Consider the following 25232-nt stretch of genomic DNA (forward strand, 5'->3'; position numbering starts at 1 on the left):
GAGCCGCTACGACCGATCAGGAGAACTTATGCCCCACCAGCAACGACGCCGTGGGACCCGCGTGCGTGCGGTCGCGGGCACGGCAGTGATGACCTTCCTCGCCGCCGGGTGCGCCGGAGCCGGCGGCACCGCGTTCGGAGGAGGTGACGCACTGAACGTACTCATGGTGAACAACCCGCAGATGGTGGAGTTGCAGAAGCTCACAGCCGAGCACTTCACCGAGGAGACCGGCATCAAGGTCCACTTCACGGTGCTGCCGGAGAACGACGTCCGCGACAAGATCAGCCAGGACTTCTCCAACCAGGCCGGGCAGTACGACGTCGGCACCATCAGCAACTTCGAGGTGCCGTTCTTCGCGAAGAACGACTGGCTGCACCCGCTCGACACCTACGCCGCCGAGGACACCGCCTTCGACCAGGAGGACATCCTCGAACCCCTGAGGGACTCGCTCACCGCCGAGGGCAAGCTCTACGCCGAGCCCTTCTACGGCGAGTCGTCCTTCCTCATGTACCGCAAGGACGTCTTCGAGGCCGAGGGCCTCACGATGCCCGACCACCCCACCTGGCAGCAGGTGGCCGACCTCGCGGCCGGCGCGGACGGTGCCGAGCCCGGCATGAAGGGCATCTGCCTGCGCGGACTCCCGGGCTGGGGTGAGCTCATGGCCCCCCTCACCACCGTCGTCAACACCATGGGCGGCACCTGGTTCACCGAGGACTGGAAACCCCAGCTCACCTCGCCCGAGTTCAAGAAGGCCACCCGCTTCTACGTCGACCTCGTGCGCAAGCACGGCGAGCGCGGCGCCTCCCAGTCCGGGTACGCCGAGTGCCTCAACAACATGACGCAGGGCAAGACGGCCATGTGGTACGACGCCACGGCCGGCGCGGGCTCGCTGGAGGCGGCAGGCTCCCCGGTGAAGGGCAAGATCGGCTACGTACCGGCGCCGGTGGAGAAGACCAAGAGCTCCGGCTGGCTCTACACCTGGGCCTGGGGCATCCAGAAGGCGTCCAAGAAGTCCGACGACGCCTGGAAGTTCGTCTCCTGGGCCTCCAGCAAGGAGTACGAGTCACTCGTCGGCGAGACCAGCGGCTGGTCCAACGCCCCCGCCGGCAAACGCGCCTCCACCTACGAGAACCCCGAATACCGCAAGGCCGCAGGCGCCTTCGCGGACGTCACCGAGCAGGCCATCTCCGGGGCCGACGCGAAGAACCCGGGCACCCAGCCACGCCCCGTCCCGGGAATCCAGTTCGTCGGCATCCCCGAGTTCACCGATCTCGGCACCAGGGTCGCGCAGGAGATCAGCGCGGCCATCGCGGGCCGCCAGTCCGTCGACAAGGCGCTGGCCACCTCCCAGAAGCTCGCCGAGCAGGTCGCCAAGGAGTACCGATGACCACAACAGTCGGCACCACCCCCCAGTCACCACCCCGGCCGTCCGCGGCCCCGGCCCCCAGGGCGAACCGCGCCAAGGCCTGGGCCACCAGGGCCCCGCTCCTGCCCGCGCTGGTCTTCCTGATCGTCGTCACGCAGCTGCCGTTCGTGGCGACCCTGGTGATCTCCCTCTTCGACTGGAACTCCCTCAGCCCCGACAAACGCGCCTTCAGCGGGCTCGACAACTACGCCTCGGTGTTCACCGACGCCGCGCTCCGCGACTCGGTCCTCACCACCATCCTGCTGACCGTCGGGGTCGTCCTCGCCACCGTCGTCATCGGACTGGCCCTCGCGCTGCTCCTGGACCGTACGTTCTTCGGCCGGGGCATGGTCCGCACCCTGCTCATCACACCGTTCCTGATCGTGCCCGTCTCCGCCGCCCTCCTGTGGAAGCACGCCCTCTACAACCCGGAGTACGGCCTCCTCAACGGCACACTCAGCTGGATCGGCGACCTCTTCGGCGACACGGACCCGAGCCAGCCGGACTGGATCGCGGACATGCCGCTGCTCGCCGTCATCACCGCCCTGGTCTGGCAGTGGACGCCGTTCATGATGCTGATCCTGCTCGCCGGGCTCCAGAGCCGGCCCGCCGAGGTCGTCGAGGCCGCGCGCCTGGACGGGGCGAGCGCCTGGCAGACCTTCCGCTACTTGACCCTGCCGCACCTGCGCAGGTACCTCGAACTCGGGGTGCTGCTCGGCGCCGTCTACATCGTGCAGAACTTCGACGCGGTGTTCACCATCACCGCCGGCGGGCTCGGCACCGCCAACCTTCCGTACACGATCTACCAGACCTTCTACCAGGCCCATGAATACGGACTGGCGTCCGCCGCGGGAGTCGTGGTGGTGATCGGCACGATCATCATCGCCACCTTCGCGCTCCGGACCGTCTCGTCCCTCTTCAGCGAGGAGGCGAACCGCGCATGACCACAGCCACCGTCCCCGCCCCGTCCGCGTCACGGATCCTGCGGCGCGCCAAACGCCGCTCCACCGCGCTGGGCCTGCTGGCCTGGGCGGCAGGACTCGCCTTCTGCCTGCCCGCGCTGTGGATGCTGCTGACCTCGCTGCACGCGGAGTCCGACGCCGCCACCAACCCGCCCTCCGTCTTCGCGCCGCTCACCCTCGACGGCTACCGGGCCTTCTTCGGCGCCGACACCGGTGTCACCCCGTGGCCGCCGCTGCTCAACTCCCTGGGCGCCTCGTTCTTCTCCACGGTCCTGGTGCTCCTGCTGGCGCTCCCGGCGGCGTACGCCCTGTCCATCCGGCGCGTGCGCAAGTGGACGGACGTGATGTTCTTCTTCCTCTCCACGAAGATGCTGCCCGTCGTCGCCGGGCTCCTCCCGGTCTACCTGTTCGCCAAGAACGCCGGGATGCTCGACAACATCTGGCTCCTCGTCCTGCTCTACACCTCGATGAACCTGCCGATCGCGGTCTGGATGATGCAGTCCTTCCTCGCCGACGTACCGGTGTCCGTCATCGAGGCCGCCCAGGTCGACGGTGCGCGGCTGCCGACGGTCCTGGCCCGGGTGGTCGCGCCGATGGCCGCCCCCGGCATCGCCGCCACCGCGCTGATCTGCTTCATCTTCAGCTGGAACGAACTGCTCTTCGCGCGGGTGCTCACCGGCGTCGTCGCCCAGACCGCACCCGTCTTCCTCACCGGATTCGTCACCAGCCAGGGCCTCTTCCTGGCCCAGCTGTGTGCCGCGTCCGTCGTCGTGTCCCTGCCGGTGCTCGCCGCCGGCTACGCCGCCCAGGACAAACTCGTCCAGGGCCTGTCTCTCGGAGCAGTGAAATAATGCGGGCAGCGATCGTCGAAGCACCCGGCAAGATCTCCGTCACCACCGTCCCCGACCCCACGCCCGGCCCCCGCGAGGTCGTCGTCTCCGTGGCCTCGTGCGGACTGTGCGGCACCGATCTGCACATCCTCCAGGGCGAGTTCGCGCCCAGCCTGCCGCTCGTCCCGGGCCATGAGTTCGCCGGGGAGATCGTCGGCGTCGGGCGCGACGTCACGGAACTGGCCGTCGGGGACCGCGTCGCCGTCGACCCCTCCCTGCACTGCCACGAGTGCCGCTACTGCCGCAGCGGACGCGGCAACCTCTGCGAACGCTGGGCCGCCATCGGCGTCACCGTCTCCGGCGGCGCTGCCGAGTACGCCGTGGCGCCCGTCGCCAACTGCGTCCGGCTGCCCGAGCACATCGACGTGAAGGACGCCGCCCTCATCGAGCCGCTGTCCTGCGCGGTCCGGGGCTACGACGTACTGAGCAGCACCCTCGGCGCCGAGGTCCTGATCTACGGCTCCGGGACCATGGGCCTGATGATGCTGGAGCTCGCCAAGCGCACCGGGGCGGCGTCCGTGGACGTCCTGGACGTCAACCCCGACCGACTCGCCACGGCCGGCCTCCTCGGATGCTCCCGCTCGGCGGCCGGTGCCGACGAGCTGGAGCGGCCCGGCGGCTGGGACGTCGTCATCGACGCCACGGGCAACGCCGCCGCCATCCAGGACGGCCTGGGACGCGTCGCCAAGGGAGGGACCTTCCTCCAGTTCGGGGTCGCCGACTACGCGACGACGGCCGTCATCGAGCCGTACCGCATCTACAACCAGGAGATCACCATCACCGGGTCGATGGCCGTCCTGCACAGCTACGAACGCGCCGCCGCGCTGTTCGCCACCGGGGTCCTCGACCCCGCCGTGTTCATCAGTGACCGGCTGCCGCTCGACCAGTACCCGCAGGCCATCGACCGCTTCAAGGCGGGCATCGGCCGCAAGATCGTGGTCGAGCCGTGACGGGCGGCCCGGGCGCCGTCCTCGTCCTCGGCGAGGCCCTCGTCGACCTCGTACCCGTGGCCGGGGACGGCGGCGTACGGGCCGCGCAGTTCGGCGGGGCACCGGCCAACGTCGCCGTCGGGCTGGCCACGCTCGGCACCCCGGCGGCGTTCGCCGGAGGGCTGGGCGGCGACGGCTTCGCCCGGATGATCGAGGACCGGCTGCGGGCCGCCGGGACCGACCTCATGCTGTGCGCACGCTCCGGCCTGCCCACCGCGCTTGCGGTCGCCGAGCCCGGCGAAGGGGGGAACGGCTACCACTTCCACCTCCAGGACACCGCGACGTTCCGGCTGCCGGACCTGTCCGCGCGGGTCGCCGGATTCGGGGCCGTGTACGTCGGAGGGCTCGCGGCCGTCGTGGAGCCCGCGGCCTCGGCCGTACGCGCGACCGCCGCCGCGGCCTCCGAGCACTCCCTCCTCTTCGTGGACCCCAACGTCCGCCGTGACCGCACCCTGGGCGCGGACGACGGCGCGGCGGCGCTGCGCGAACTGTGCCGCCTCGCCCACGTCGTGAAGGCCAGCGACGAGGACCTGGAGCTGCTGTGGCCGGGGGCCGGCCCGGAGGAGACCTGCCGGGAACTGGCGGCCGGAGGACGGCTGGTGGTCCTCACCCGGGGGGCGCGGGGGAGCACGGCCTACACCGCGTCCGCCCCGCCCGTGTCCGTCGCGGCCGCCCCCGTCGAGGTCGTCAACACCATCGGCGCCGGGGACGCGTTCGCCGCGGGCCTGCTGAGCCGGATGGGCTCCCGCGGCTCGTTCACCGCCGCACAGGATCCGGAGGAGGTGCGGGACATGCTGGTCTTCGCCTCCGAAACGGCCGCCTCGGTGTGCGCGCGGGCGGGGACGGAGCCCACCGCCCCCGCGGGCATCTGACCGAGCCCGCCGCGACACGGCCGGGATGCGTACCCACCGGTGGGTGCCCATCCTGGCTGTGTGGCCCGGAGCCCCGACTGCGTCGCAGACGCGAGGGTGAGGCATCCTCTGCTGGTCGGGCAGAACGGGCCCGCGGAGGCGAGTGGCTTGTCCCCCGCGGTCTGTGACGGAGAAGGATTCGGACCAGATGGCAGAGAACTCGGACCTGTTGGCCTTCGTGCGGGCGCGCCTCGCCGAGGAGGAGGACATCGCGCGCGGGGCGGGCGGCGACGGCTGGCGCACTCCGGCCGAGGCGCCCGGAGAGGTGCACGACCGTACGAGCGGTATCGCGTTCGTCGTACGGTCGCGGGGCTACGACCGGCACATCGCCTTCCAGGACCCGGCCCGGACCCTGCGCCGCATCGAGACCACCCGGGTCCTCCTGGACGAGTACGAGGAGATCGCGGCCCTGGACACCGACCGTCCGGCCCAGGACTTCACCTCGGGCCGCGCCGTCGGGCTGGGGTTCGTCGTCCGGCAGATGGCCGCCGAGCACGCCGGGCACCCCGACTACCGGGTGAAGTGGCTGCCCCGCTTCTCCCACTGGGGCCCCTCCACCCCGGAATGAGGCACCTCCCTCCCGGGTCCGTCCCGCAGGGCGACCGGCCTCCGGGAATGCTTAGGTGGAAGGACCGCGCGTGAGCCGACCCCCTGGAGGAGACGCGTATGACGGGCACAGCCGGTCCTCTGGAGGGCCGTGTCGCCGTGGTGACCGGCGCCGCACGGGGGCTCGGCGCGGCCCTCGCACGGGAGCTGGGGAACCGCGGCGCCACGCTGGCCCTGATCGGCCGGGAGGCCACGGGGCTCGCCCGCGTACGGGACTCGCTTCCCCGCCGGGCATGGTGCTGGGAGGCCGACGTCACCGACGACGCGGCCATGGCACGGGTGGCCGAGGAGGTCCAGGAGCAGCTCGGGCCCGCCTCGGTGGTGGTCGCGAACGCGGGGCTGGCCGAGGGGGGACCCTTCGGCGAAACCGACCCGGCGACCTGGCGCCGCGTGATCGAGGTGAACCTGATCGGCAGCGCGATCACCGCACGCGCCTTCCTGCCCCAGCTGCGCGCCACCCGCGGCTACTACCTCCAGATCGCGTCGCTGGCCTCCATCGGCGCGGCGCCCATGATGAGCGCCTACTGCGCCTCCAAGGCCGGGGTGGAGTCGTTCGCGCACTCGCTGCGGGCCGAGCTCGCCCACGAGCACGTGGGGGTGGGCATCGGCTATCTGAACTGGACCGACACCGACATGATCCGCGGCGTCGACCAGCACCCCGTACTGCGTGAGCTGCGGGCGCACATGCCGAGGCCTGCGCGGAAGGTCTACCCGGCGGAGACCGTGGCGCGCCGCATGGTCCGGGCGGTCGAGCGGCGCAGCGCCGCCGCGTACCTGCCGGGGTGGCTCCGCGCCACGCAGCTGGTGCGCGCCGCCATGCCCCCGGTCGTCACGGCGCTGTCGAAGCGCGAGCTGCCCGTACTGGCGCGGAAGACCCCGTTCGTGGCCACCGGCCTGCTGGGGGCAGGCGGCAGGGCCGACGCGGCAGGCCGGGGAGGGCAGGACGGCTGAAGCGGCACCGTGCCGGGGCCGCGGCCCGTCACCAGCGCCGGTTCACGGCCGCCTTGCCGCCGGTGACCAGCGTGGCCGGCGGTACGTCATCGGCCACCACCGCCCCGGCGGCCACCACGGCGTCACGGCCGATGCTGACGCCGGGAAGGATCGTGGCACCGGCGCCGATCCACACGTTCTCCGCCACGTCGATGGGGCCGCCGCTCAGCCACTCCCGCCGCTCCCCGGGATCGACGGGGTGGCCGACGGTGATGAACGTGACCTTCGGTCCCACCATCACGCGTTCGCCGAGCCGGATGCCGGCGTAGTCGAGGAACGTGCAGTTCTGGTTGATGAACACCCGCTCCGCGAGATCCAGCCGAAGACCGTGGTCCGTGTAGAACGGCGGGTAGAGCGTGACCCTCGGCGGCAGCGGCCTGCCGAAGATCCGCTCGAACAGCTCCGCCTTGCCCGTCTCGTCGTCGAAGGGCAGGACGTTCAGGCGGGAGGTCAGCTCGGTGACCCGCAGGACCCGCTCCGCCATGGCCGTGAACTCGGGGCTGTGGATGCGCATGAGGTGGTCGCTGGGCATGCCGCGATCCTTTCTGGTGTACGGGGTGACCGGACAGGGCCCGCCCGCCGTGGTCAGCGGCCGGCGGTGTCGCTTCAGGGGCGTCGAGCCGTCGCCCAGGACGGGCGCCAGACCGCTCCGGGGAGCGCGGGCAGGCTTCCGAGGTGGTCGATGACCCCACGCAGCGCCGGATGGGGGTTCGTACCCGGGACGAGGAGGGAGAGCGGGTACGCGAGGACCGGATCCACGACCGGGATGCGGCGCAGGTCGTGACCGGCCGGCCAGAGGTAACGGTCACGCGCCCCGACGAGGGTGGCCACATCCGCCGAGGCCGCGAGGGTGTCCAGGAGCACCTCGTCCCCGAAGTGCGGGCCGGCCGCGTCGACGCGCAGGTCGAACGAGGTGGTGAGCTGATCGTAGAACTCCGACCATTCACTGCGGGGCGCGATGCCCGGCACCCAGATCCGGTGCCCGCGCAGCCGCTCCGGTGTGAGGCTCCGCGCGGAGGCCAGCGGATGTCCCGGGCCCACCAGGAGCTCCAGCGGGGAGTCGAACGCGTGGATCATCCGTACGTCCTGCGGCAGCGCGTCCTGGGTGGTGACCGTACGGAACGAGGCGTCGACGTCGCCCGCCGCCACGGCGGCGGCCGCCACACGCGGGTCGTCGACCCGCAGGGTCACCACGTCCAGGCCGGTTCCGGGGCGCGACCGCCAGTACGCGTGGAGGACGACGGCCTGCGCGCTGCGCAGGCCGAGCACGTCGATCCGCAGGGACCGGGAGCCCCGCCCGACCGCGCCGACGGCGCGCTCGACCCCGGCGACGACGCCGCGCGCGTGCGGAAGGAACGCCTGGCCGTCGAGCGTCAGCTCGACTCCCCGGGCGGTACGGGTGAACAGGCTGACCCCCAGCTCTCGCTCCAGGGCGGCGATCCGCTTGGAGACCGCCTGCTGCGTCACCCCCAGCTCGTCGGCCGTACGGCTGAGCCGTCCGAGCTCGGCGGCCCGGACGAACGATCGCAGTGCTTCGGTGTCCACCGGTTCACCCTAGGCGCGCACAACCGACGGTTGTGGCCCCCCGGGCGCCGGTTGTGGACCCCCGGCGGCGCCCTGCGCGTACGGCTCGGCCAGACTGGCGCCCACGCCGCGCGGTCCGGCCGGCCGCGACCGAGTCGTCACAGGGGAGACGCCGCCGTATGAACACGCCACCACCACCGTCCGGAGACGGGCGGGCCGACGGTCCGTCCGTGCTGATCGGCTTTCTCGCCCCCTTGACCCGGCCGGGCTGGGCCGAGGCGGGCCGCCACCTGCTCGCCGGATGCCGGCTGGCCGTGGCGGAGGTCAACGCGGCCGGCGGCATCGCCGGCCGGCCGCTCGAACTCGTCGTCCGGGACACCGCGGCCGATCCCCGCCGGGCCGTGGCCGCGGTGGACGAGCTGGCCGGCCTGGGGGTGACCGCCCTGGCGGGGGAGTACCACAGCGTCGTCGCCCGCGCCGTCGCCGCCCGGGCCGACGCCCTCGGAGTGCCGTACCTCTGCTCGTCGGCGGTTCTCGACGCGCTCACCGAACGGCCCACGGAATGGGTGGCGCGCCTCGCGCCGACGCAGTCCCACGGCTGGCGGATCTACGCCGACTTCCTGCTCGGCGCGGGCCACAGCCGGATCGCCGTGGCCGCCCAGCCGAGCGTCTACTGGGCGTCGGGGGCCCGCGTCCTGCGCGACCACCTCGCTCCTCGCGGCGGCACCGTCGTCGAACTCGGCGTGAGCGGAACGGACTTCACGGAGCTGTGCGACGAGCTCGCCGGCACCGGCGCGAGCGCTCTCCTTCTCCTGACCGGCTGTCCCGAGCCGGCGGTGTCGATCGTGGGGGCGGTCCGCCGGGACCGGCGCCTGGCCGGAATCATGATCGGCGCTCCGGCCGGGCAGCCGGAGTTCCCCGGGTGGGCCGCGTCGCTGGGCGAGGACGGCGCCGCGATCCCGTTCCTGCGCTACCTGCCCGAACGCCTCGGCCCGCTCGGCGCGCGGGTCGGGGCCGACCTCCGCGAACGGCTGGCCGAAGCACCCTCCTTCGTCGCCTTCGAGGGATACGACACGGTCGCCGTCCTCGCCGATGCGCTCCGCTCCCACGGAGCGGACCGGGCGGCCGTCGCCCGGTCCTGGCCGGACGTCGCTGTCGAGGGCACCCGCGGGCGCATCCGCTTCTCCCGCGTTCCCGGCACCGGCGTCCGGCAGTGGGCCTGGCCGCCGGTCCAGGTCGTCGACCGGGATCCGGCGGATCCCGGCCGCTTCCGGGTCCTGCACACCGGCTGAGAGGACGCCCCCGTAGGTACGTTCCCGGTCCGGGCGCGAGGGGGAGTGAGTACGGGGATCGGGCCGTCTGAGTACGCGGCCCGATCCCGGCGGGGGCCGGCACCGGTCGAATGGAGCCATGGTCCCCGCCGCGCCCACGCGCCCCCGTATCCAGAACCTGACCACCGCCGGCACCGCGCTGGCCGTGACCCTGCTCCCGCTGGCCGTCGGCGTCCTGCTGGCCAGGACGATGGCGCTGGATCCGATGGCGCCGGTGAACGCGTTGGTCACCAGCGGCGGGCAGCGTGCCCGTCTCGCCCCCTCGCGATGGATGCTGAAGGCTCGAACGCGCGAGCTTCTTTCCCGTCGGTAATGGAACGATTGTCCAGGTAAGCGCTGTCGCTTCTGTTACACGGATCCGACCGGCCGGGACGGGGGTGCCCGGGGGAGCGCGGGCGGGGTGAACGGGGCGCCATGACCAGGCGAACGGTCCCCCGAAAGGGTCGGTGCAACGATCAACGGTTGACAGGTATACGACCGCGTGGATCCATGCCGGATGCAGTCGTGTGTGACAGAAATGTCCGTACTTCGTCACACGAACCAGGGCACCTTTCGGCCACCTCGAAAGCGGGACAAAGTTTGCGTTCCCGGCACGTCGCCGGGATCGGAAAACGCCCGGAACTCCATTCCGGGCCTGCATGATGAGGGGTTTCCATGTCCCGTTCCGCACGACGGATCACCGCCACGGTTCTCGCCTCGGGCGCCCTGCTCGCCGCAGCGGCCCTCCCGGCATCGGCCGATGGCCGGGACCACGGCCAGCACCGGCCGGCGCAGCGCTCCAACGTCGTCCTGGGCAAGATCCAGTACGACAGCCCCGGCCGCGACAACGGCTCCAACCGCAGCCTGAACGCCGAGTGGGTCACCGTCACCAACACCGGCCGTCACGCCGTCAACCTCCGCGGCTGGACGCTCTCCGACGAGAGCGGCCGTTCGTACACCTTCGACCTGCGGCTGGCCGGCCGCTCCTCCGTCCGCGTCCACACCGGGGTCGGCCGTGACACCCGCCACGACGTGTACCAGGACCGGCGCAACTACGTCTGGGACAACAAGGACACCGCCACGCTCCGCGACAACCGCGGGCACAAGGTCGACTCGGAGTCCTGGGGCCGGCACCACCGTGGCGGCGGCCACCGCGGCCACCGCTGAACCGCACCGGCAGGGGGGAGCGGCGTTCTCCCTGACCGGGTGACCGACTGAAACGGCGTACCACGGGCGGCCCCCGTGGTACGCCGTACGCGTGCGGCGCGCACCCGCCGTGGGGCGGGGCCTGTGCATCGGGAGCCGACGGGTGATGTCAGGATGGGGTTCATGACCATCAAGGCGTATTTCGACATCACCATCGACGACCAGCCCGCCGGGCGGATCGTGTTCAACCTCTTCGACGACGTGGCCCCCAAGACCGCGGAGAACTTCCGTGCGCTGGCCACCGGTGAGAAGGGCTTCGGCTACGCGGGCTCGCCGTTCCACCGCGTCATCCCGGACTTCATGCTCCAGGGCGGTGACTTCACCAACGGCAACGGCACCGGCGGCAAGAGCATCTACGGCGAGAAGTTCGCCGACGAGAACTTCACGCTGAAGCACAACAAGCCCGGCCTGCTCTCGATGGCCAACGCGGGCCCGAACACCAACGGTTCGCAGTTCTTCATCACCACCGTCGTCACCCCGTGGCTGGACGGCAAGCACGTCGTCTTCGGCGAGGTCGCCGACGAGGCGAGCATGGAGCTCGTCCGCAAGATCGAGTCGTACGGTTCCTCGACCGGCAGGACGAAGTCGAAGATCGCCGTCTCCGAGTCCGGCGTTCTCTGATCCACCGCACGGGGCTCCCGGCCGGTTCGCCCGGCCGGGAGCCCCGAGCCGTTGCCGTGGCCCGATCCGGCCGGGAGCCCGGTGACGGGTTCCCCGTACGGACCGGTGGGCGTTCCGGGCCGGGGAGTGCCAGGGTGGAGACCCCGCACACCGCGGGCACGGGACGGAAGGACCAGCAAGGTGCGTATCGATCTCGCCGGCAGGACCGCTGTCGTGACCGGCTCCTCGCAGGGCATCGGGCTCGCCGTCGCCACCGGGCTGGCCGGCGCCGGAGCACGTGTCGTACTGACCGGGCGGGGCCAGGAGCGGCTCGACGGCGCGGCGGGCGAGCTGCGCGGCAGCCACCCGGACGCCGACGTCCTCACGGTCGCCTGCGACCTCACCACGGAGCAGGGGGCGGCCGAGCTCGGCGAGGCCGTGCCCGACGCGGACATCCTCGTCAACAACCTCGGCATCTTCGGCTCCCGGCCGCCGCTGGAGATCACCGACGAGGAGTGGCGCACCTACTTCGACACCAACGTCCTCAGCGCGGTGCGGCTGATCCGCCGCTATCTGCCCGGCATGACCGAGCGCGGCTGGGGCCGGGTGCAGAACATCGCGAGCGACTCCGCGATCGTCATCCCGGCCGAGATGATCCACTACGGCATGTCGAAGACCGCCCTGCTCTCCGTCTCCCGCGGCTTCGCCAAGGAGGCCGCGGGCACCGGGGTGACCGTGAACTCCGTGATCGCCGGGCCCACGCACACCGGCGGTGTCGAGGACTTCGTCCGCGAGCTGGTGGGCGACCTCCCGTGGGACGAGGCCCAGCGCGAGTTCATGCGGCTGCACCGACCGCAGTCCCTGATCCAGCGCCTGATCGAACCCGAGGAGATCGCCAACCTCGTGGTCTACCTCAGCTCCCCGCAGGCGTCCGCCACCACGGGCGCCGCCGTGCGGGTGGACGGCGGCTACATCGACTCGATCGTGCCCTGACCTTCCGGGCTGGCATGATCAGGGGCATGGAACAGCGCATCATCGCCGCGTGTGACGGGGCATCGAAGGGCAATCCGGGACCTGCCGCCTGGGCGTGGGTCGTGGCCGATGACCAGGAGAACCCCCGGCGGTGGGAGGCGGGCCCGCTGGGTACCGCCACCAACAACGTCGCCGAGCTGACCGCCCTGCTGGAGCTGCTGAGGTCGACCGACCCCGCCGTGCCCGTCGAGGTGCGCATGGACTCGCAGTACGCGATGAACGCGGTGACCAAGTGGCTGCCGGGCTGGAAGCGCAACGGCTGGAAGACCTCGGCGGGCAAGCCGGTCGCCAACCGGGAGCTGGTGGTCGGGATCGACGACCTGCTGAGCGGCCGGACGGTGACCTTCCGCTATGTGCCGGCGCACCAGGTGGACGGCGATCCGCTGAACGCCCTGGCCGACCAGGCCGCGAGTGAGGTGGCGGTCTCGCAGCAGGCCGCGGGGACCGCGTACGGAACGGCGGACCTGCCGGTGCCGGCCCCGGCCCGCTCGACGAAGAGCAGGGCGGCGGGGGCCGCCAAGGGCGGACCGACGGCCGGCTCCACGGGGCGGGCGCGCTCCGGCGGCGGCACGATCCGGGCGAAGTTCGCGGGCCGCTGCCACTGCGGGAAGCCGTACGCGGCCAAGGACACGATCGCCAAGAACCCGAACGGCTGGGGTCACCCGGAGTGCCGGGTGGCGCCGGCCTGAGCAGCGGGTACCCGGGCGCGGCGGCGGGTGAGCCGGGCCGCGCCGGTGGCGGGGGCGGCGGAGGTCCTGCTGTCCGCCGCCCCCGGTGGCCGCCCCTACCGGCGGATCGGGTACCGCTCGCTTGCCGGCCTCACGGCTCCTGCCGCCCTGCGGCCTCGGTCCGCCGGTGCGCGGTCATCAGCAGGGTGCCGGGCCGCACGGTCGCCTGGGCCACGGGCCGCACCTCCTGGTGGTGGGGCGGGAGAGCGAAGCGTACGCGCCTGATGATGGTCGAGACGGCGGTGACCAGCTCGGTGAGGGCGAACCGGTCTCCGATGCATTTGTGCTTGCCCGCTCCGAAGGGGAGGAAGGCGCCGGGGGTGAATGCTTCGGCCTGTGCGTCGTCCAGCCACCGGTCCGGGTCGAAGGTGAGGGGATCGGGGAAGAACGCGGGATCCCGGTGCAGGGCGTGCTGGCAGTAGGCGAGTTCCGTGCCCGCGGGGATCGACCAGGGGCCCAGCCGGGTCCGGGTCACGGTGCGGCGGGTGACGAGCCAGCCGGTGTGGTGAAGGCGCAGGGCCTCCCTGATGACCCGGTCGAGGTAGGGCAGGCGCGGAAGGTCCGCGAACGCGATGGGGCGGTCGCCGAGAACGGTGTCGAGCTCGGCCAGCACCGCGCGTTCGACGCCGGGATTGCGGGCGAGCTCGTAGAGCGTCCAGGACAGTACCGACGCGGTGGTCTCGGTGCCCGCGACGGCGAGGGTGAGGATCTCCGAGCTGATCTGGTGGCCCGTGAGCGGCCGGCCGGTCTCCTCGTCCGTGGCGCGCAGCAGCAGGGAGAGCATGTCGCCGGTGTCCCGCCCCGTCTCCTGGAGCTCGGTCACGGCCTTCTCGATGGTGGCCCGCACGGCGTCCCGGGCCGCGTTGAAGCGGCGGTTGTGGGGCAGGGGGAGCCGTTCCACCCAGTCGGGCAGCATGACGCGTGCGCCGACGCCGTTCATGACCACGGAGAGGTCGTCACGGAGCCGGCGGAAGGTCGCGTCGTCCAGGCTGTCGGCGAAGATGGTCTTGGCCAGCATGTCGAGGGACAGCCGGATCATGGCTCTGTGTACGTCGAGCTGCCGGCCAGGGGTCCAGGTGTCCACGGCGCTGTCGGTCTCGGCGCGCATGATGTCGACGTAGTGGGCGATCTTCGGGCGGCCGAAGGCCGGTTGGAGCTGGCGTCGTTTCCGGACGTGTTTCTGGCCCGCCGCGGTGACGACGGAGTCACCCAGCAGCTGGCCCATCTTCTCGAAGAAGCGGCCCTTGTCGAGGCTGGGGCCGAGGTCGGTCAGCATGGTGCGGATGAGGTCGGGGTCCTGGACGATCAGAGTGCGGGTGCCTGGCTGAAGAGTGATCTCGACCAGCGGGCCGTAGTGGGTACGCAGTGAGGCGATGAAGCCGAGGTTGTCGCGTATGAGCTGCATCGCGTGACCCAGCAGCGGCACGGAACCTGCCGCTCTGGGTATGGGGGGAGGCGCTACGAGCGTCACGGGGGCATGCTCCTTTTCGAGCCGATCTTGGGCGCTTCATGGCTGCCCTGATCGTTCCCCCGGGCAATCCGGCCCGAGGAGTGGTATACGCCACTCCGGTGCGTGTTTGTCGCCTGCCAGGCGGGGAAGCCCCCGGCCGGCGGTTCGGCCCGACGACGGATCACCACTGACCGACGCCCTCAGGGGAATTGGCCCAGGGTTCCGGGCATGGATTGCCCCGTGCGTCCGGTCGACCCGCCGCTGAGAATGGTGTTCACGCGGGCGGCGAAGACGCCCGCCACCCAGGGGGAGTGCATTCGATGAGCAGTATCGGTACCGACTTTGCGCCAGTGGTGACTCGGGCCGCCGAGGCGGAGACGACGAGCGACCCCAGCAGTGTGATGACGCTGCTGGCGGACTCCGAGGCGACGGGCGGGCTGCTGACCAGCTACCGCTCGACCTTCGCCGAGGGAGCGGTGGGGGCGCCGGCGCACTTCCACACCCGAGCCGCGGAGATGTTCCACGTCGTGGACGGATCTCTGCGCGTCCTCGTGGGGGAGGCGATCACCGTGCTGACCGCGGGTGACTTCCTGCTCGTCCCGCCGCGCACTCCGCATGCCTTCGCCGCGGCCCCGGGGTGCACGGCGGACGTGCTGTTCACCTTCACTCCGGGGATGGCGCGCTTCGACTACCTGCGCCTCCTGGGCCGGGTGACGCGCGGCGAAGCCGACTTCGCGGAGATCAAGGAGTCCTCGGAGCGCTTCGACAACCACTACGTCGACAGCCCCGCGTGGAAGGCCGCGCTCGCCGCCGGCTGAACCGCAGGGCGGCCTCCGGCCGTACGGCGGACGCGGGCCGCCGCGAGACGGGAGGGGCCGCCTCCGCGTGGGTTCGGGTGGCGCCCCCGGCGGATCCCGCGGCGTCAGATGTCGGCCCAGACCAGCCGGCCGGACACGCTGGTCCGGGTGCCCCACCGGGTCGCCAGCGCGTCCACGAGCATCAGCCCCCGGCCGTCCTCGGCCACCGAGGCCAGGCTGAAGCCGTCGTCCGTGCCGTCCGGCTCACCGCAGGTGACCGGGCCGGGGCCCTCCGCCCCGTGCAGGCCCTCCACGGGCCCGTCCGACGGCTGCGGGGTCCGTGGGCCGGGCAGCGCCGGGATGTGCCGGCGGCCGCGGTTCCAGACGCAGATGCGCACCCGGCCGCTGGTCCTCAGCAGACGGCACCTGATCCGCCGGCCCGCGGTGTGCTCCACCGCGTTCGTGACCAGCTCGGTCATGACCAGGGCCGCCGCCTCGACGCGCTCGTCGGGTTCTCCCCACCCCCGCATGGCCTTCTGCACGCGGTGCCGTGCCACGGGCACGGCCCGGGGCAGGCGGGGCATCCACCAGCTCTGTGCGCTACGCCCGCCCGATCCCTCCGGTGCCGAACGCACGCACGTGACTATTTCCGACATGTACGTACTCTCCGTGCAAAGTGCATACTTTGCAAGAGGCAGAATGTCAGGATGGTTCCGAATCGGCTGCGGAACCGCCCCGATCGGCACCACATCGGCGCATGCGAGGAAAGGACATGGATGAGGCCCCGGTCCGGCCCCACCGTCGAGCACCGTGTCCTGGCGGCGCGCCTGCGGATACTGCGGGAACGCGCCGGCGTGAGCCTCCAGGCGGCGGCCGTGGCACTGGGTGCCCACCCCGCCACCGTCCGGCGCATCGAACGCGCCGAGACCGGGCTCGACCCGTACCAGGTCCGCGTCCTCCTGGAGCGCTACGAGGTCTCCGCCGAGGTCGCCGAGCCGATCATGGCGGGAATCGCCGCCGCGAACCTGCCGGGCTGGTGGCACGCCTGGCGGGACGCGATGGAACCCTGGCAGCAGGAGGTCATCGGCATCGAGTCCTCCGCCGCGCTCGTACGGACCTGGCACCCCGCCCTGGTCCCCGAACTGCTGCGCACCCCCGCCTACGAGGAGGCCCTGCGCCGGGCCCTGACCGCCGACCCGCCGCGCCTGCGTGACCGGCACCTCGAACTGCTGGGGGAGCGGCAGCGCCGGCTGGAGGCGCGCGGCGCGGCCCTCTGGGCCCTGTTCCCGGCCGCCGCGCTCCGTACGGACGTCGGCGGCCCCGCCGTGATGGCCGGGCAGCGGGCGGCGCTGGAGGAGGCCGTGCACCGGCGGCACCTCACGGTGCAGGTGGTGCCGCTGGACTTCCCGCCGCACCCCATGACCGGTGTCCCGTCGCTGCACCTGCTGCGCGTACCGGCCCCGGAGATCGGTGACCGGGCCGTCCTGGAGACCGCGGGCGCCCGGGTCGACATCATCGACGAACCGGCCACCGTCATGGACTACCGCATCCGCCTGGACGGCGCGTGCGCGGCCGCCCCCCATCCGGGTTCGCCGCTGCCGGAGGACGGGCGGAGCGCGGGAAACCCGTGAAGCCCACGGCCTGTTGTGGTTTCGAACGCCGGATGACGGTCACGCGCACAGTGCGGTACACGGACATCAGGCGCAACCCAGCAGAGACCGACAGGCCGTTCCCGGCGAGAAGGAGTGAGAGACATGGACAACTGGCGCATGCACGCGGCGTGCCGCGAAGAGGACCCCGACCTGTTCTTCCCCATCGGCAGCAGCGGCCCCGCCCTCGTACAGGCCGAGGAGGCCAAGGCCGTCTGCGGGACCTGCCCCGTGCGGGAACAGTGCCTGGAATGGGCCCTGGAGAACGGGCAGGACGCGGGCGTGTGGGGAGGCCTCGACGAGAACGAGCGCCGAGCCCTCAAGCGCCGTCGCGCCCGGCAGCAGGCAAGGAGCCACGGGTGACACCTGCGGGCTCCGGCCGCCCCGCCGGGAGAGGATGAGCCATGGACACCTCGGTCTGGCTCCTCATCGGCGCGCTCGTGCTCCTGCTCATGGCGGGTGCCGCGGCCGTCCTGCTCGTACGCGTGATCCGGGCCAGGAAGCTCCTGGTCGACGCGGGCATCCCGGTGCGCGACAAGGCGCTCTTCTGGGCGTCGGTGATCTACACCGTGTCGCCCGTCGACCTCCTGCCGGACCCCGTCTACCTAGACGACATCGGCTTCCTGCTGCTGGCCCTGCGCTCACTGCACGCGGCGGCGCACAAGGCCGGTGTGGGGCGGGAGCGGCCCGCCGCGACACGGACGAAGTCCGACGGCAACCTTTCGGCGTCCGGGAGCAACTGAGGGGGCGTAAGCCGTCCCCTGCCCGAAGGTGCCTCCCGTGGAGCCTCTCCTTCCCCGCCCCCTCTCCCGCCCCCGCCGCAGACGCCGCACCACCCGTACCCGCGCGCTGGTGGGTGCCCTGGCGGCCGGGCTGCTCGCCGCCGGCGGTCTCGTCGCACTCGGCCCCGCCTCCCAGGCCGCCACCGCCCGGCAGGCCGAGGCGCTCGACCGCGGCGTCGTGAGCGTCCACACCGACAGCGGGAACCTCGTCAGCTGGCGCTGGCTGGGTACCGACCCCGACAACGTCGCCTTCAACGTCTACCGGGCGGGCACCAAGGTCAACGCCTCGCCGGTCACCGCGTCGACGAACTACTTCCACTCCGGCGCGCCCGCCACCGCCGACTACACGGTGCGGGCGGTCGTCGGCGGCGTGGAGCAGAGCGACTCGGTGCACGCGATCCAGTTCCGCGCCGGATACAAGGACCTCCCCATCAGCCCGCCCGCAGGCGGCACGACACCCGACGGGGTCGCCTACACCTACGAGGCCAACGACGCCTCCGTCGGCGACCTGGACGGGGACGGCGCCCTCGACTTCGTACTGAAGTGGCAGCCCACCAACGCCAAGGACAACTCCCAGTCCGGCTACACGGGCAACACGATCGTCGACGGGATCCGCCTGGACGGCACCCGCCTCTGGCGGATCGACCTCGGACGCAACATCCGCTCCGGTGCCCACTACACCCAGTTCCAGGTGTACGACTACGACGGTGACGGCCAGGCCGAAGTTGCCATGAAGACAGCCGACGGCAGCGTGGACGGTGCCGGGAAGGTCATCGGCAGCTCTTCGGCCGACTACCGCAACTCCTCCGGATACATCCTGTCGGGACCCGAGTTCCTGACGATGTTCAACGGACGGACCGGTGCGGCGATGGGCACCGTCGACTACGTCCCCGCGCGCGGCACGGTCTCCTCGTGGGGCGACTCGTACGGCAACCGGGTCGACCGCTTCCTCGCCGGGACGGCCTATCTCGACGGCGCCAGGCCCTCCCTGATCATGGCGCGCGGCTACTACACGCGCAGCGTCATCGCCGCCTGGGACTGGCGGGGCGGCGCCTTCACCCGCCGCTGGACCTTCGACACGAACAGCTCGACCAACTCCGGCAAGGGATACGACGGCCAGGGCAACCACCAGCTGTCCGTCGCCGACGCCGACGGGGACGGCAAGGACGAGATCATCTACGGCGCCATGGCTGTGGACGACAACGGCAGCGCGCTCTGGACGACGAAGAACGGCCACGGCGACGCCCTGCACGTCGGCGACCTCGACCCCTCCCGGGCGGGACTGGAGGAGTTCAAGGTCGACGAGGACAGTTCGAAGCCGTCCTCCTGGATGGCGGACGCCAGAACGGGCCAGATCCTCTGGTCCACCCCCGCGAGCGGCGACAACGGCCGCGGTGTGTCCGGCGACATCTGGTCCGGCAGCCCCGGCGCCGAGTCCTGGTCCTCCGCCGTCTCCGGTGTGCGGAGCCCGAGCGGCGGCGTGGTCAGCAGCCGTAAGCCGTCGAGCACCAACTTCCTGTCCTGGTGGGACGGCGACACGACCCGCGAGCTCCTGGACGACACCCATATCGACAAGTACGGCACCTCGGGCGACACCCGCCTGCTGACCGGGGCCTCGGTCCACTCCAACAACGGCACCAAGGCCACCCCGGCGCTCTCCGGCGACCTCTTCGGGGACTGGCGCGAGGAAGTCGTCTGGCCGACCACCAACAACACGGCCCTGCGGATCTACTCCACGCCGTACGAGACCGGTACCAGGATCACCACACTGCTCCACGACACCATGTACCGCACCGCGCTGGCCTGGCAGAACACCGCGTACAACCAGCCGCCGCACCCCAGCTTCGCCATCGGTGACGGGGCGCCCACCGCGCCGCGGCCGAGCATCACCACGCCGTAGCGCGGACGTCGCGACACCACGGCGAACCGGAGACCGGCGACCCTACTCGCCGGTCTCCGGGTCGCGCCGGGTGAGGCAGTAGACGCCGCCCGAGGGATCCCGCATCACCAGCCAGGCATCGCCCCGGCCGACGAACTCGGCGCCATGGGCCTCGTGCCACGTCCGGCCGGCCTCCAGATCCGGGCAGGCCACGTCCAGATGGGCGGAGGCGGGACGCGGCGCGTCCAGACGCTGGACGATCAGATGGACCGGCAGACCGAGGGCCGGGCGCAGTACGTGGAACTCCGCGTGCTCACCGGGGGACGCGTCCCAGCCGGTCAGCTCCGCCCAGAAGGCGACCTCGGCGTCGAAGGCGTCGGGTGCCACGTCCAGACTGATCTGGTCCGCCCGGCTGCGCACCCCGCCGGGGCCGGTGACCACCGGCGGGACGGACCGCTGCCCGCGCCAGGGCACCAGACAGAACGGCTGGCCGGCCGGCGAGCGCAGGACCGTCAGCTCCGGCCGGCGGGCCCGGACGGTGGCGCCGAGCCCGGTCGCCCGCCCGGTGAAGGCGGTCATGTCCTCCACCGCGAGGTCCGGGTGCGCACCGCCCGGCCCGCCGACGGCCTGCGTCACCAGGCAGGTGTCGGCTCCCTCGGCGAGCAGTGAGGTGAACTCGCCTTCGTCGCCCCAGGGTTCGGAGGCGCGGGTATCGGTGCCCGAGGCCCAGAAGGCCGTCGCGCGGGCGGCGGTCGCCGCGGGCCGGTCGAGGAATGCGTACGTCCAGCGGATCATCGCGGCCTCCGGGGTCTCAGGGGTTCGGCGGGGTGAGGTGCTGCCACAGGAAGGTGTACATCAGGGCCTCGTTGTGGGCGGCCTGTTCGTTGTCGCCGGCGCCCGAGTGGCCGCCGCCGGTGTTCTCGTGGAACAGGACGCGGTGGCCGAGCTCCCGCAGCCGTGCGGCCGCTTTGCGGGCGTGCCCGGGGTGGACGCGGTCGTCGCGGGTGGAGGTCGTCAGCAGTACCGGGGGATAGACCCGGTCCGCCGTGAGCCGGTGGTACGGGGAGAGCTCCCGCAGGTGCGGCAGATCGGCGGCGTCGTCCGGGTCCCCGTACTCGGCGGTCCAGGACGCCCCGGCGAGGAGCCGGTGGAAACGCAGCATGTCCAGCAGCGGCACATGGGCGACGACCGCCCCGAACAGCTGCGGGTCGCGGGTGAGCATGGCGCCCATGAGGAGACCGCCGTTGCTGCCCCCCTCGGCGCCCAGCATCGCCGGGGTGGTGACACCCCGTGTGACGAGGTCGGCGGCGACAGCCGCGAAGTCCTCGTACGCACGCGGCCGGCCGGCGCGGAGCGCGGCCTGGTGCCACTGCGGTCCGTACTCGCCGCCGCCCCGGATGTTGGCGATGACATGGGTGCCGCCGCGCTCCAGCCACGCGCGGCCGGCCACCGCGTCGTAGAAGGGGGTGAGCGAGACCTCGAAGCCGCCGTAGCCGTGGAGCAGGGTGGGTCCCGGGCCGGTGCGGGAGTGGTCGGGACCGATCACGAAGTACGGGACCCGGGTGCCGTCCAGGGAGGCCGCGAAGAACTGCCGCACCGTCAGGCCGGCGGCGTCGAAGCGGTGCGGGGCCTGCTTGAGGACGTCCGTGGTGTCCGCGCCGCCGATGTGCCCGTGGTACAGGGTGGAGGGCTGGAGGAAGCCGGACACGTTCAGGAAGTACTCGTCGGAGACGTCCGGGTCCGTGTCCACGACACTGCCGTCGGACAGTGCCGGGACGTCCGCGAGCGGCCTGCGGGCCCAGGGGCCACCGTCGGGGCCCGGGGTGAGGACCTCGATCCGGGTGCTGACGTCGTGCATCGTCTCCAGGATCAGATGGTGGCGGGTCCACGCGTGCCCGGCCAGCGCCGTCCGCCCGTCGGGGGTGAACAGCACCTCGGGGGTGCGGTCACCCGCCAGGAACGCGTCGAAGCCGAACGCCAGCAGGGAGCCCGCCGGCTGCCCGAGCCACTCGGACCTCAGGGTGACGATCAGGTGGCGGCGGTGGGCGTAGGCGGAGGCGTCGTCGGGGACGTCGATCCTGATGCGTGTGCCGTCGGGGGCCAGGAGGTAGGTCTCGTCGCGGTAGAAGTCCATGGACCGGCCGACGAAGCTGCGTTCGAAGCCGGGCGTGGTGTCGTGGCCTCCCCAGGCCGACACGTCCGTGGTCTCCGCCTCGAAGACCGGCTCGGCCTCGCCCGCCGGGGTGCCGCGCCGCCACCGGCGTACCGTGCGCGGATAGCCGGCGCCGGTCATCGACCCGGGCCCGAAGTCCGTGCCCAGGAAGACCGTGTCCGCGTCGATCCACCCGACCTGGGTCTTCGCCTCCTCCACCTGGAACCCGTCCTGGACGAAGGCCCGGCCGGCGAGGTCGAACTCGCGCACCACCGTGGCGTCACCGCCGTCGCGGGACAGGTGCACCAGCGCCCGGTCGTGATCCGGGTGGCGCACCCGCGCGCCGGCCCACACCCACTTCTCGTCCTCCGCGGTGGCGAGCGCGTCGACGTCGAGGAGGACCTCCCACTCGGGGGAGTCCTTGCGGTACTGCTCCAGCGTCGTACGCCGCCACACGCCGCGTACGTGTCCGGCGTCCTGCCAGAAGTTGTAGAGGTACGCGCCCCGCCGGACCGTGTAGGGGATGCGGTCCGAGGCGTCCAGCACCTCCCGCAGGCTCTGCTTCAGGGAGGCGAACCCCGCCCCGTCGGCCAGCGCGGCCCTCGTCTCGGCGTTCCGCTCGGCCACCCAGGCGAGAGCGGCCTCGCTCTCGAGGTCTTCCAGCCACAGGTACGGGTCGTCATCAGTCACACCCCGCATTGTGCCGGTCCCCGCCGCCCGGCAGGACCGCGCGTCGGACGAAGGGCAGGGACCCGCGTTCACCACTCGTTCACCGGTCGGATCCGTCCGCGGCATTCCCTCGCACGCTCCGGGCACCTACGCTCGGCCGCGAATCGATCAACGTGGCCGACGCCGCTGTCCGGACGGTGTTGACAACGTTGTCCCCCTCTCAGTCGGAGGTATCCGAGAACATGCCCTCCAGACCGTCCCCGGCCCGGCGTCACGCCGCACGGGCCGCCGCGATCGTCCTCGCCGGAGTGCTCGCCGGAGCCGTCACCCCGCCCGCCGCCCAGGCCGAGGCGCCGGTCACCCGCCCCACCGCGTACGTGGACCCGATGATCGGCACGGCGAACGGCGGCAACACCTACCCCGGCGCCGTCCGCCCGTACGGCATGATGGCGTGGTCGCCGACCAGCACCACGGGCGACCAGACGAGCACCGGTGCGGCCAACGGTTACGAGTACGGGGTGACCCGGATGCGCGGGCTCAGCCTCACCCATGTCAACGGGGCCGGGTGCAACCCCGGGGCCGCGGGTGACGTGCCGATCATGCCGTTCGTCGGCGACGTGACGTCCTCGCCATCCGCCGACACCAAGGACGCCGTCTACGCGTCGGGCTTCTCCCACGACGACGAGCGCGCGGTGCCCGGCCGCTACACCGTCGGACTGGACTCCGGAGCCACCGCGGACCTGGCCGTGAGCGAACGCGCGGGTGTGGCCGACTTCGGCTTCCCCGCGGACAAGCCCGCCAACCTGCTCTTCCGGGTGTCCAACTCCCTCAACGGCAGCGAGGACGCCGAGATCGAGATCGACACCGCGCACCGCAAGGTGACCGGCTCGGTGCTCACCGGGGCCTTCTGCGGCCGGCGCGCCAACGGCGGTACCAACAACCGCAAGAGCTACTACCGGCTCTACTTCAGCGCCTCCTTCGACCGCGCCTTCTCCACCACCGGCACCTGGCGGGACGGCACCCTCGCCCCGGGCGCCACCAGCGGCAGCGGCGGCGAGGGGTACGCCACCGGGGCGGACCGCGCCGGGCGCGGCTCCGGCGGCTGGGTCGGCTTCGACACCGCGGCCGACGACGACGTCCGTATGCGGATCGGGATCTCCTACGTCAGCCGGGCCGGAGCCGAGGCCAACCTCCGCCAGGAGATCGCGCCGAGGGCGAGCGTCGACGACGTGGCCCGGGCGGGATCCGCCGCCTGGGACCGCGAGTTGTCCTCGGCGCGCGTCGGCGGCGGCAGCGAGGCGCAGCGCACCACGTTCTACACCGCGCTCTACCACTCGCTGATGCAGCCGAACCTGATCAGCGACAGGGACGGCCGCTACCCCGGCATGGACGGGAAGCCGCACCGCGTCACGCGCGGTCAGAAGGCGCAGTACAGCAACTTCTCCGGCTGGGACCAGTACCGCGCCCAGATCCAGCTCCTGGCCCTCCTGAAGCCGAGGATCGCGGGCGACTTCGCCCAGTCGCTCTACAACTTCGCCCGGCAGAACGGCGGCGTCTGGGACCGCTGGGTGCACGTCAACGGCGCGACGCACGTGATGACGGGCGACCCCACGGCCGCCACCCTCGCCACCTTCTACGCCATGGGCGTACGCAACTTCGACTACGAGGGCGCCTTCGAGTCCCTGGCCGAGCAGGCCACCGTGCCCCATCCGGACGGCCTCTCCGACGCGGGATGCCCCGGCCAGTGCACCGGGCAGCGGCCCAACCTCGCCCAGTACCTGGAGTCCCACTACGCGGCCCAGGACGTCTGCCACTGCTGGGGCGGCGCCGCCGAGACCCTGGAGGACGCGGTCGCCGACGCGGCGCTCGGCCGGTGGGCCCGGCTGCTCGGACGGGACGAGGAGGCGGCGGCCTTCGAGGAGCGCGGCCTCTGGTGGCGCAACGTCTTCAACCCCGAGGCCGGCGACGGCGCCGGGACCACCGGTTACATCCAGGCACGCAACCTCGACGGCTCCTGGGTGACCCCCTTCAGCCCGGGCAGCGACCGGGGCTTCGCGCAGGGAACCAGCGCCACGTACACCTGGATGGTCCCGCAGGACGTGCAGGGACTGGCCGAGGCGATGGGCGGCCGGGACGTGGCGGCGCAGCGGCTGGACGGCTTCTTCCACACGGCGGACGGCTCCTGGTCGGTCAAGGGCGGCGACGCGCTGCGCTACGACCCGACCAACGAGCCCGGCATCCACGCCCCGTGGCTCTACAACGCGCTGGGCAAGCCCTGGAAGACCCAGGAGACCGTACGGGAGATCGTGAACACGGTCTACGGGACCGGCCCGCGGGGTCTGCCCGGCAACGACGACCTGGGCACGATGTCGGCCTGGTACGTCTTCTCCGCGCTCGGCCTCTACCCGCAGACGCCCGGCAGCGCGGCCATGCTGCTCGGAGCGCCGCTGTTCCCCTCGGCGGTGCTCGACCGGCCGCAGGGCGGGGACATCCGCATCACCGCCCCGGAAGCCGATGCGACACATCCGTACATCGACGCGGTGAGGGTCGGCGGGCGGACGACGGACCGGTCGTGGACGGACGCCCGGCTGGTCACCCGGGGCGGGTCCCTGGCCTACCGGCTCGCCGACCGGCCGAACACGTCCTGGGCCACGGGACCTGCGGGTCTTCCCCGGTAGCACACCGACCGGCCCTGGTTCCC

The 25232-nt window shown here is 72.2% G+C and carries 25 protein-coding genes; 19 read left to right on the top strand and 6 right to left on the bottom strand.

Annotated elements, in window-relative coordinates:
* The first annotated feature begins 28 nt into the window (after positions 1 to 28).
* The 7 genes from ACZ607_RS12095 (at position 29) to ACZ607_RS12125 (ending at position 6714) form a co-directional block, all read left to right on the top strand.
* Positions 29 to 1387, top strand: a complete 1359-nt coding sequence (locus ACZ607_RS12095) for an ABC transporter substrate-binding protein (protein WP_469734364.1) — start codon at positions 29 to 31, stop codon at positions 1385 to 1387.
* Positions 1384 to 2349 carry a carbohydrate ABC transporter permease gene (locus ACZ607_RS12100; RefSeq protein ID WP_469734366.1) on the top strand — a complete coding sequence of 322 codons (966 nt, stop codon included), beginning with the start codon at positions 1384 to 1386 and terminating at the stop codon, positions 2347 to 2349. The genes ACZ607_RS12095 and ACZ607_RS12100 overlap by 4 nt, the downstream gene beginning before the upstream one ends.
* Entirely contained in the window at positions 2346 to 3218 is an 873-nt protein-coding gene (locus ACZ607_RS12105) for a carbohydrate ABC transporter permease (RefSeq protein WP_469734367.1), read from the top strand. Before ACZ607_RS12100 ends, ACZ607_RS12105 begins: the two co-directional genes overlap by 4 nt.
* Positions 3218 to 4207, top strand: coding sequence for a zinc-dependent alcohol dehydrogenase family protein (locus tag ACZ607_RS12110; protein WP_469734369.1), 990 nt, complete (start codon positions 3218 to 3220; stop codon positions 4205 to 4207). Before ACZ607_RS12105 ends, ACZ607_RS12110 begins: the two co-directional genes overlap by 1 nt.
* Positions 4204 to 5118: a PfkB family carbohydrate kinase gene (locus ACZ607_RS12115; RefSeq protein ID WP_469734371.1), complete on the top strand. Its 915-nt coding sequence runs from the start codon at positions 4204 to 4206 to the stop codon at positions 5116 to 5118. The genes ACZ607_RS12110 and ACZ607_RS12115 overlap by 4 nt, the downstream gene beginning before the upstream one ends.
* 187 nt (positions 5119 to 5305) lie before the next feature.
* On the top strand, positions 5306 to 5725 hold the full coding sequence (locus ACZ607_RS12120) for a DUF6221 family protein (RefSeq protein ID WP_469734373.1): 420 nt from the start codon (positions 5306 to 5308) through the stop codon (positions 5723 to 5725).
* Between the two features lie 98 nt (positions 5726 to 5823).
* A complete protein-coding gene (locus tag ACZ607_RS12125) occupies positions 5824 to 6714 on the top strand; it encodes an SDR family oxidoreductase (protein WP_469734374.1) in 891 nt (296 codons plus the stop codon).
* A gap of 28 nt (positions 6715 to 6742) precedes the next feature.
* On the opposite strand, the gene ACZ607_RS12130 is transcribed toward ACZ607_RS12125, so the two are convergent.
* Both ACZ607_RS12130 and ACZ607_RS12135 read right to left on the bottom strand, forming a co-directional pair.
* Complete coding sequence (locus tag ACZ607_RS12130; RefSeq protein WP_469734376.1) at positions 6743 to 7285, bottom strand: DapH/DapD/GlmU-related protein; 543 nt, start codon at positions 7283 to 7285, stop codon at positions 6743 to 6745.
* Positions 7286 to 7359: 74 nt separating this feature from the next.
* The gene (locus ACZ607_RS12135; protein ID WP_469734378.1) at positions 7360 to 8298 is read right to left on the bottom strand and encodes a LysR family transcriptional regulator; all 939 of its coding nucleotides are present in this window, start codon (positions 8296 to 8298) and stop codon (positions 7360 to 7362) included.
* A 158-nt stretch (positions 8299 to 8456) separates the two neighbouring features.
* Between ACZ607_RS12135 and ACZ607_RS12140 the strand changes: the two genes are divergently transcribed.
* The 6 genes from ACZ607_RS12140 (at position 8457) to ACZ607_RS12165 (ending at position 13114) form a co-directional block, all read left to right on the top strand.
* Positions 8457 to 9569, top strand: a complete 1113-nt coding sequence (locus ACZ607_RS12140) for an ABC transporter substrate-binding protein (RefSeq protein ID WP_469734380.1) — start codon at positions 8457 to 8459, stop codon at positions 9567 to 9569.
* Between the two features lie 118 nt (positions 9570 to 9687).
* Positions 9688 to 9921, top strand: a complete 234-nt coding sequence (locus ACZ607_RS12145; RefSeq protein ID WP_469734382.1) for a hypothetical protein — start codon at positions 9688 to 9690, stop codon at positions 9919 to 9921.
* A gap of 341 nt (positions 9922 to 10262) precedes the next feature.
* Positions 10263 to 10754: a lamin tail domain-containing protein gene (locus ACZ607_RS12150; protein ID WP_469734384.1), complete on the top strand. Its 492-nt coding sequence runs from the start codon at positions 10263 to 10265 to the stop codon at positions 10752 to 10754.
* Between the two features lie 162 nt (positions 10755 to 10916).
* Positions 10917 to 11414: a peptidylprolyl isomerase gene (locus tag ACZ607_RS12155; RefSeq protein ID WP_383897506.1), complete on the top strand. Its 498-nt coding sequence runs from the start codon at positions 10917 to 10919 to the stop codon at positions 11412 to 11414.
* A gap of 180 nt (positions 11415 to 11594) precedes the next feature.
* Positions 11595 to 12386, top strand: coding sequence for an SDR family NAD(P)-dependent oxidoreductase (locus tag ACZ607_RS12160; RefSeq protein ID WP_469734386.1), 792 nt, complete (start codon positions 11595 to 11597; stop codon positions 12384 to 12386).
* Between the two features lie 26 nt (positions 12387 to 12412).
* On the top strand, positions 12413 to 13114 hold the full coding sequence (locus ACZ607_RS12165; protein WP_469734388.1) for a ribonuclease H family protein: 702 nt from the start codon (positions 12413 to 12415) through the stop codon (positions 13112 to 13114).
* A 130-nt stretch (positions 13115 to 13244) separates the two neighbouring features.
* Here ACZ607_RS12165 and ACZ607_RS12170 read toward each other — a convergent pair whose 3' ends face one another.
* Complete coding sequence (locus ACZ607_RS12170) at positions 13245 to 14624, bottom strand: cytochrome P450 (RefSeq protein ID WP_469734390.1); 1380 nt, start codon at positions 14622 to 14624, stop codon at positions 13245 to 13247.
* Positions 14625 to 14923: 299 nt separating this feature from the next.
* Here ACZ607_RS12170 and ACZ607_RS12175 point away from each other — a divergent pair, with 299 nt between their 5' ends.
* Positions 14924 to 15421, top strand: coding sequence for a cupin domain-containing protein (locus ACZ607_RS12175; RefSeq protein ID WP_469734392.1), 498 nt, complete (start codon positions 14924 to 14926; stop codon positions 15419 to 15421).
* Between the two features lie 104 nt (positions 15422 to 15525).
* Here ACZ607_RS12175 and ACZ607_RS12180 read toward each other — a convergent pair whose 3' ends face one another.
* A complete protein-coding gene (locus ACZ607_RS12180) occupies positions 15526 to 15930 on the bottom strand; it encodes an ATP-binding protein (RefSeq protein ID WP_469734921.1) in 405 nt (134 codons plus the stop codon).
* A gap of 246 nt (positions 15931 to 16176) precedes the next feature.
* Between ACZ607_RS12180 and ACZ607_RS12185 the strand changes: the two genes are divergently transcribed.
* From ACZ607_RS12185 to ACZ607_RS12200, 4 genes are all read left to right on the top strand, one after another.
* Positions 16177 to 17031 (top strand): helix-turn-helix domain-containing protein, encoded by an 855-nt coding sequence (locus ACZ607_RS12185; protein ID WP_469734394.1) that lies wholly within the window; start codon positions 16177 to 16179, stop codon positions 17029 to 17031.
* Positions 17032 to 17154: 123 nt separating this feature from the next.
* Positions 17155 to 17412, top strand: a complete 258-nt coding sequence (locus ACZ607_RS12190) for a WhiB family transcriptional regulator (protein ID WP_469734395.1) — start codon at positions 17155 to 17157, stop codon at positions 17410 to 17412.
* A gap of 41 nt (positions 17413 to 17453) precedes the next feature.
* A complete protein-coding gene (locus ACZ607_RS12195) occupies positions 17454 to 17792 on the top strand; it encodes a YkvA family protein (protein WP_469734396.1) in 339 nt (112 codons plus the stop codon).
* A 37-nt stretch (positions 17793 to 17829) separates the two neighbouring features.
* Positions 17830 to 19731: a rhamnogalacturonan lyase gene (locus ACZ607_RS12200; protein WP_469734398.1), complete on the top strand. Its 1902-nt coding sequence runs from the start codon at positions 17830 to 17832 to the stop codon at positions 19729 to 19731.
* 42 nt (positions 19732 to 19773) lie between these two features.
* Here the strand turns inward: ACZ607_RS12200 and ACZ607_RS12205 are convergent, their stop codons facing one another.
* Positions 19774 to 20505: a VOC family protein gene (locus tag ACZ607_RS12205; protein WP_469734401.1), complete on the bottom strand. Its 732-nt coding sequence runs from the start codon at positions 20503 to 20505 to the stop codon at positions 19774 to 19776.
* Between the two features lie 16 nt (positions 20506 to 20521).
* Entirely contained in the window at positions 20522 to 22561 is a 2040-nt protein-coding gene (locus ACZ607_RS12210; protein WP_469734403.1) for a prolyl oligopeptidase family serine peptidase, read from the bottom strand.
* Between the two features lie 212 nt (positions 22562 to 22773).
* On the opposite strand from ACZ607_RS12210, the gene ACZ607_RS12215 reads away from it, so the two are divergent.
* Complete coding sequence (locus ACZ607_RS12215) at positions 22774 to 25209, top strand: GH92 family glycosyl hydrolase (protein WP_469734406.1); 2436 nt, start codon at positions 22774 to 22776, stop codon at positions 25207 to 25209.
* Positions 25210 to 25232: the final 23 nt, after the last annotated feature.

It is taken from the genome of Streptomyces sp. NPDC104381, from assembly GCF_055583745.1.

Bases quoted from the DNA above. Each gene is read 5' to 3' on its own strand.
- ACZ607_RS12095 (WP_469734364.1), top strand. From the start codon at position 29: ATGCCCCACCAGCAACGACGCCGTGGGACCCGCGTGCGTGCGGTCGCG.
- ACZ607_RS12100 (WP_469734366.1), top strand. From the start codon at position 1,384: ATGACCACAACAGTCGGCACCACCCCCCAGTCACCACCCCGGCCGTCC.
- ACZ607_RS12105 (WP_469734367.1), top strand. From the start codon at position 2,346: ATGACCACAGCCACCGTCCCCGCCCCGTCCGCGTCACGGATCCTGCGG.
- ACZ607_RS12110 (WP_469734369.1), top strand. From the start codon at position 3,218: ATGCGGGCAGCGATCGTCGAAGCACCCGGCAAGATCTCCGTCACCACC.
- ACZ607_RS12120 (WP_469734373.1), top strand. From the start codon at position 5,306: ATGGCAGAGAACTCGGACCTGTTGGCCTTCGTGCGGGCGCGCCTCGCC.
- ACZ607_RS12125 (WP_469734374.1), top strand. From the start codon at position 5,824: ATGACGGGCACAGCCGGTCCTCTGGAGGGCCGTGTCGCCGTGGTGACC.
- ACZ607_RS12130 (WP_469734376.1), bottom strand. From the start codon at position 7,285: ATGCCCAGCGACCACCTCATGCGCATCCACAGCCCCGAGTTCACGGCC.
- ACZ607_RS12140 (WP_469734380.1), top strand. From the start codon at position 8,457: ATGAACACGCCACCACCACCGTCCGGAGACGGGCGGGCCGACGGTCCG.
- ACZ607_RS12145 (WP_469734382.1), top strand. From the start codon at position 9,688: ATGGTCCCCGCCGCGCCCACGCGCCCCCGTATCCAGAACCTGACCACC.
- ACZ607_RS12150 (WP_469734384.1), top strand. From the start codon at position 10,263: ATGTCCCGTTCCGCACGACGGATCACCGCCACGGTTCTCGCCTCGGGC.
- ACZ607_RS12155 (WP_383897506.1), top strand. From the start codon at position 10,917: ATGACCATCAAGGCGTATTTCGACATCACCATCGACGACCAGCCCGCC.
- ACZ607_RS12165 (WP_469734388.1), top strand. From the start codon at position 12,413: ATGGAACAGCGCATCATCGCCGCGTGTGACGGGGCATCGAAGGGCAAT.
- ACZ607_RS12175 (WP_469734392.1), top strand. From the start codon at position 14,924: ATGAGCAGTATCGGTACCGACTTTGCGCCAGTGGTGACTCGGGCCGCC.
- ACZ607_RS12180 (WP_469734921.1), bottom strand. From the start codon at position 15,930: ATGCGGGGGTGGGGAGAACCCGACGAGCGCGTCGAGGCGGCGGCCCTG.
- ACZ607_RS12185 (WP_469734394.1), top strand. From the start codon at position 16,177: ATGAGGCCCCGGTCCGGCCCCACCGTCGAGCACCGTGTCCTGGCGGCG.
- ACZ607_RS12190 (WP_469734395.1), top strand. From the start codon at position 17,155: ATGGACAACTGGCGCATGCACGCGGCGTGCCGCGAAGAGGACCCCGAC.
- ACZ607_RS12195 (WP_469734396.1), top strand. From the start codon at position 17,454: ATGGACACCTCGGTCTGGCTCCTCATCGGCGCGCTCGTGCTCCTGCTC.
- ACZ607_RS12205 (WP_469734401.1), bottom strand. From the start codon at position 20,505: ATGATCCGCTGGACGTACGCATTCCTCGACCGGCCCGCGGCGACCGCC.
- ACZ607_RS12210 (WP_469734403.1), bottom strand. From the start codon at position 22,561: ATGCGGGGTGTGACTGATGACGACCCGTACCTGTGGCTGGAAGACCTC.
- ACZ607_RS12215 (WP_469734406.1), top strand. From the start codon at position 22,774: ATGCCCTCCAGACCGTCCCCGGCCCGGCGTCACGCCGCACGGGCCGCC.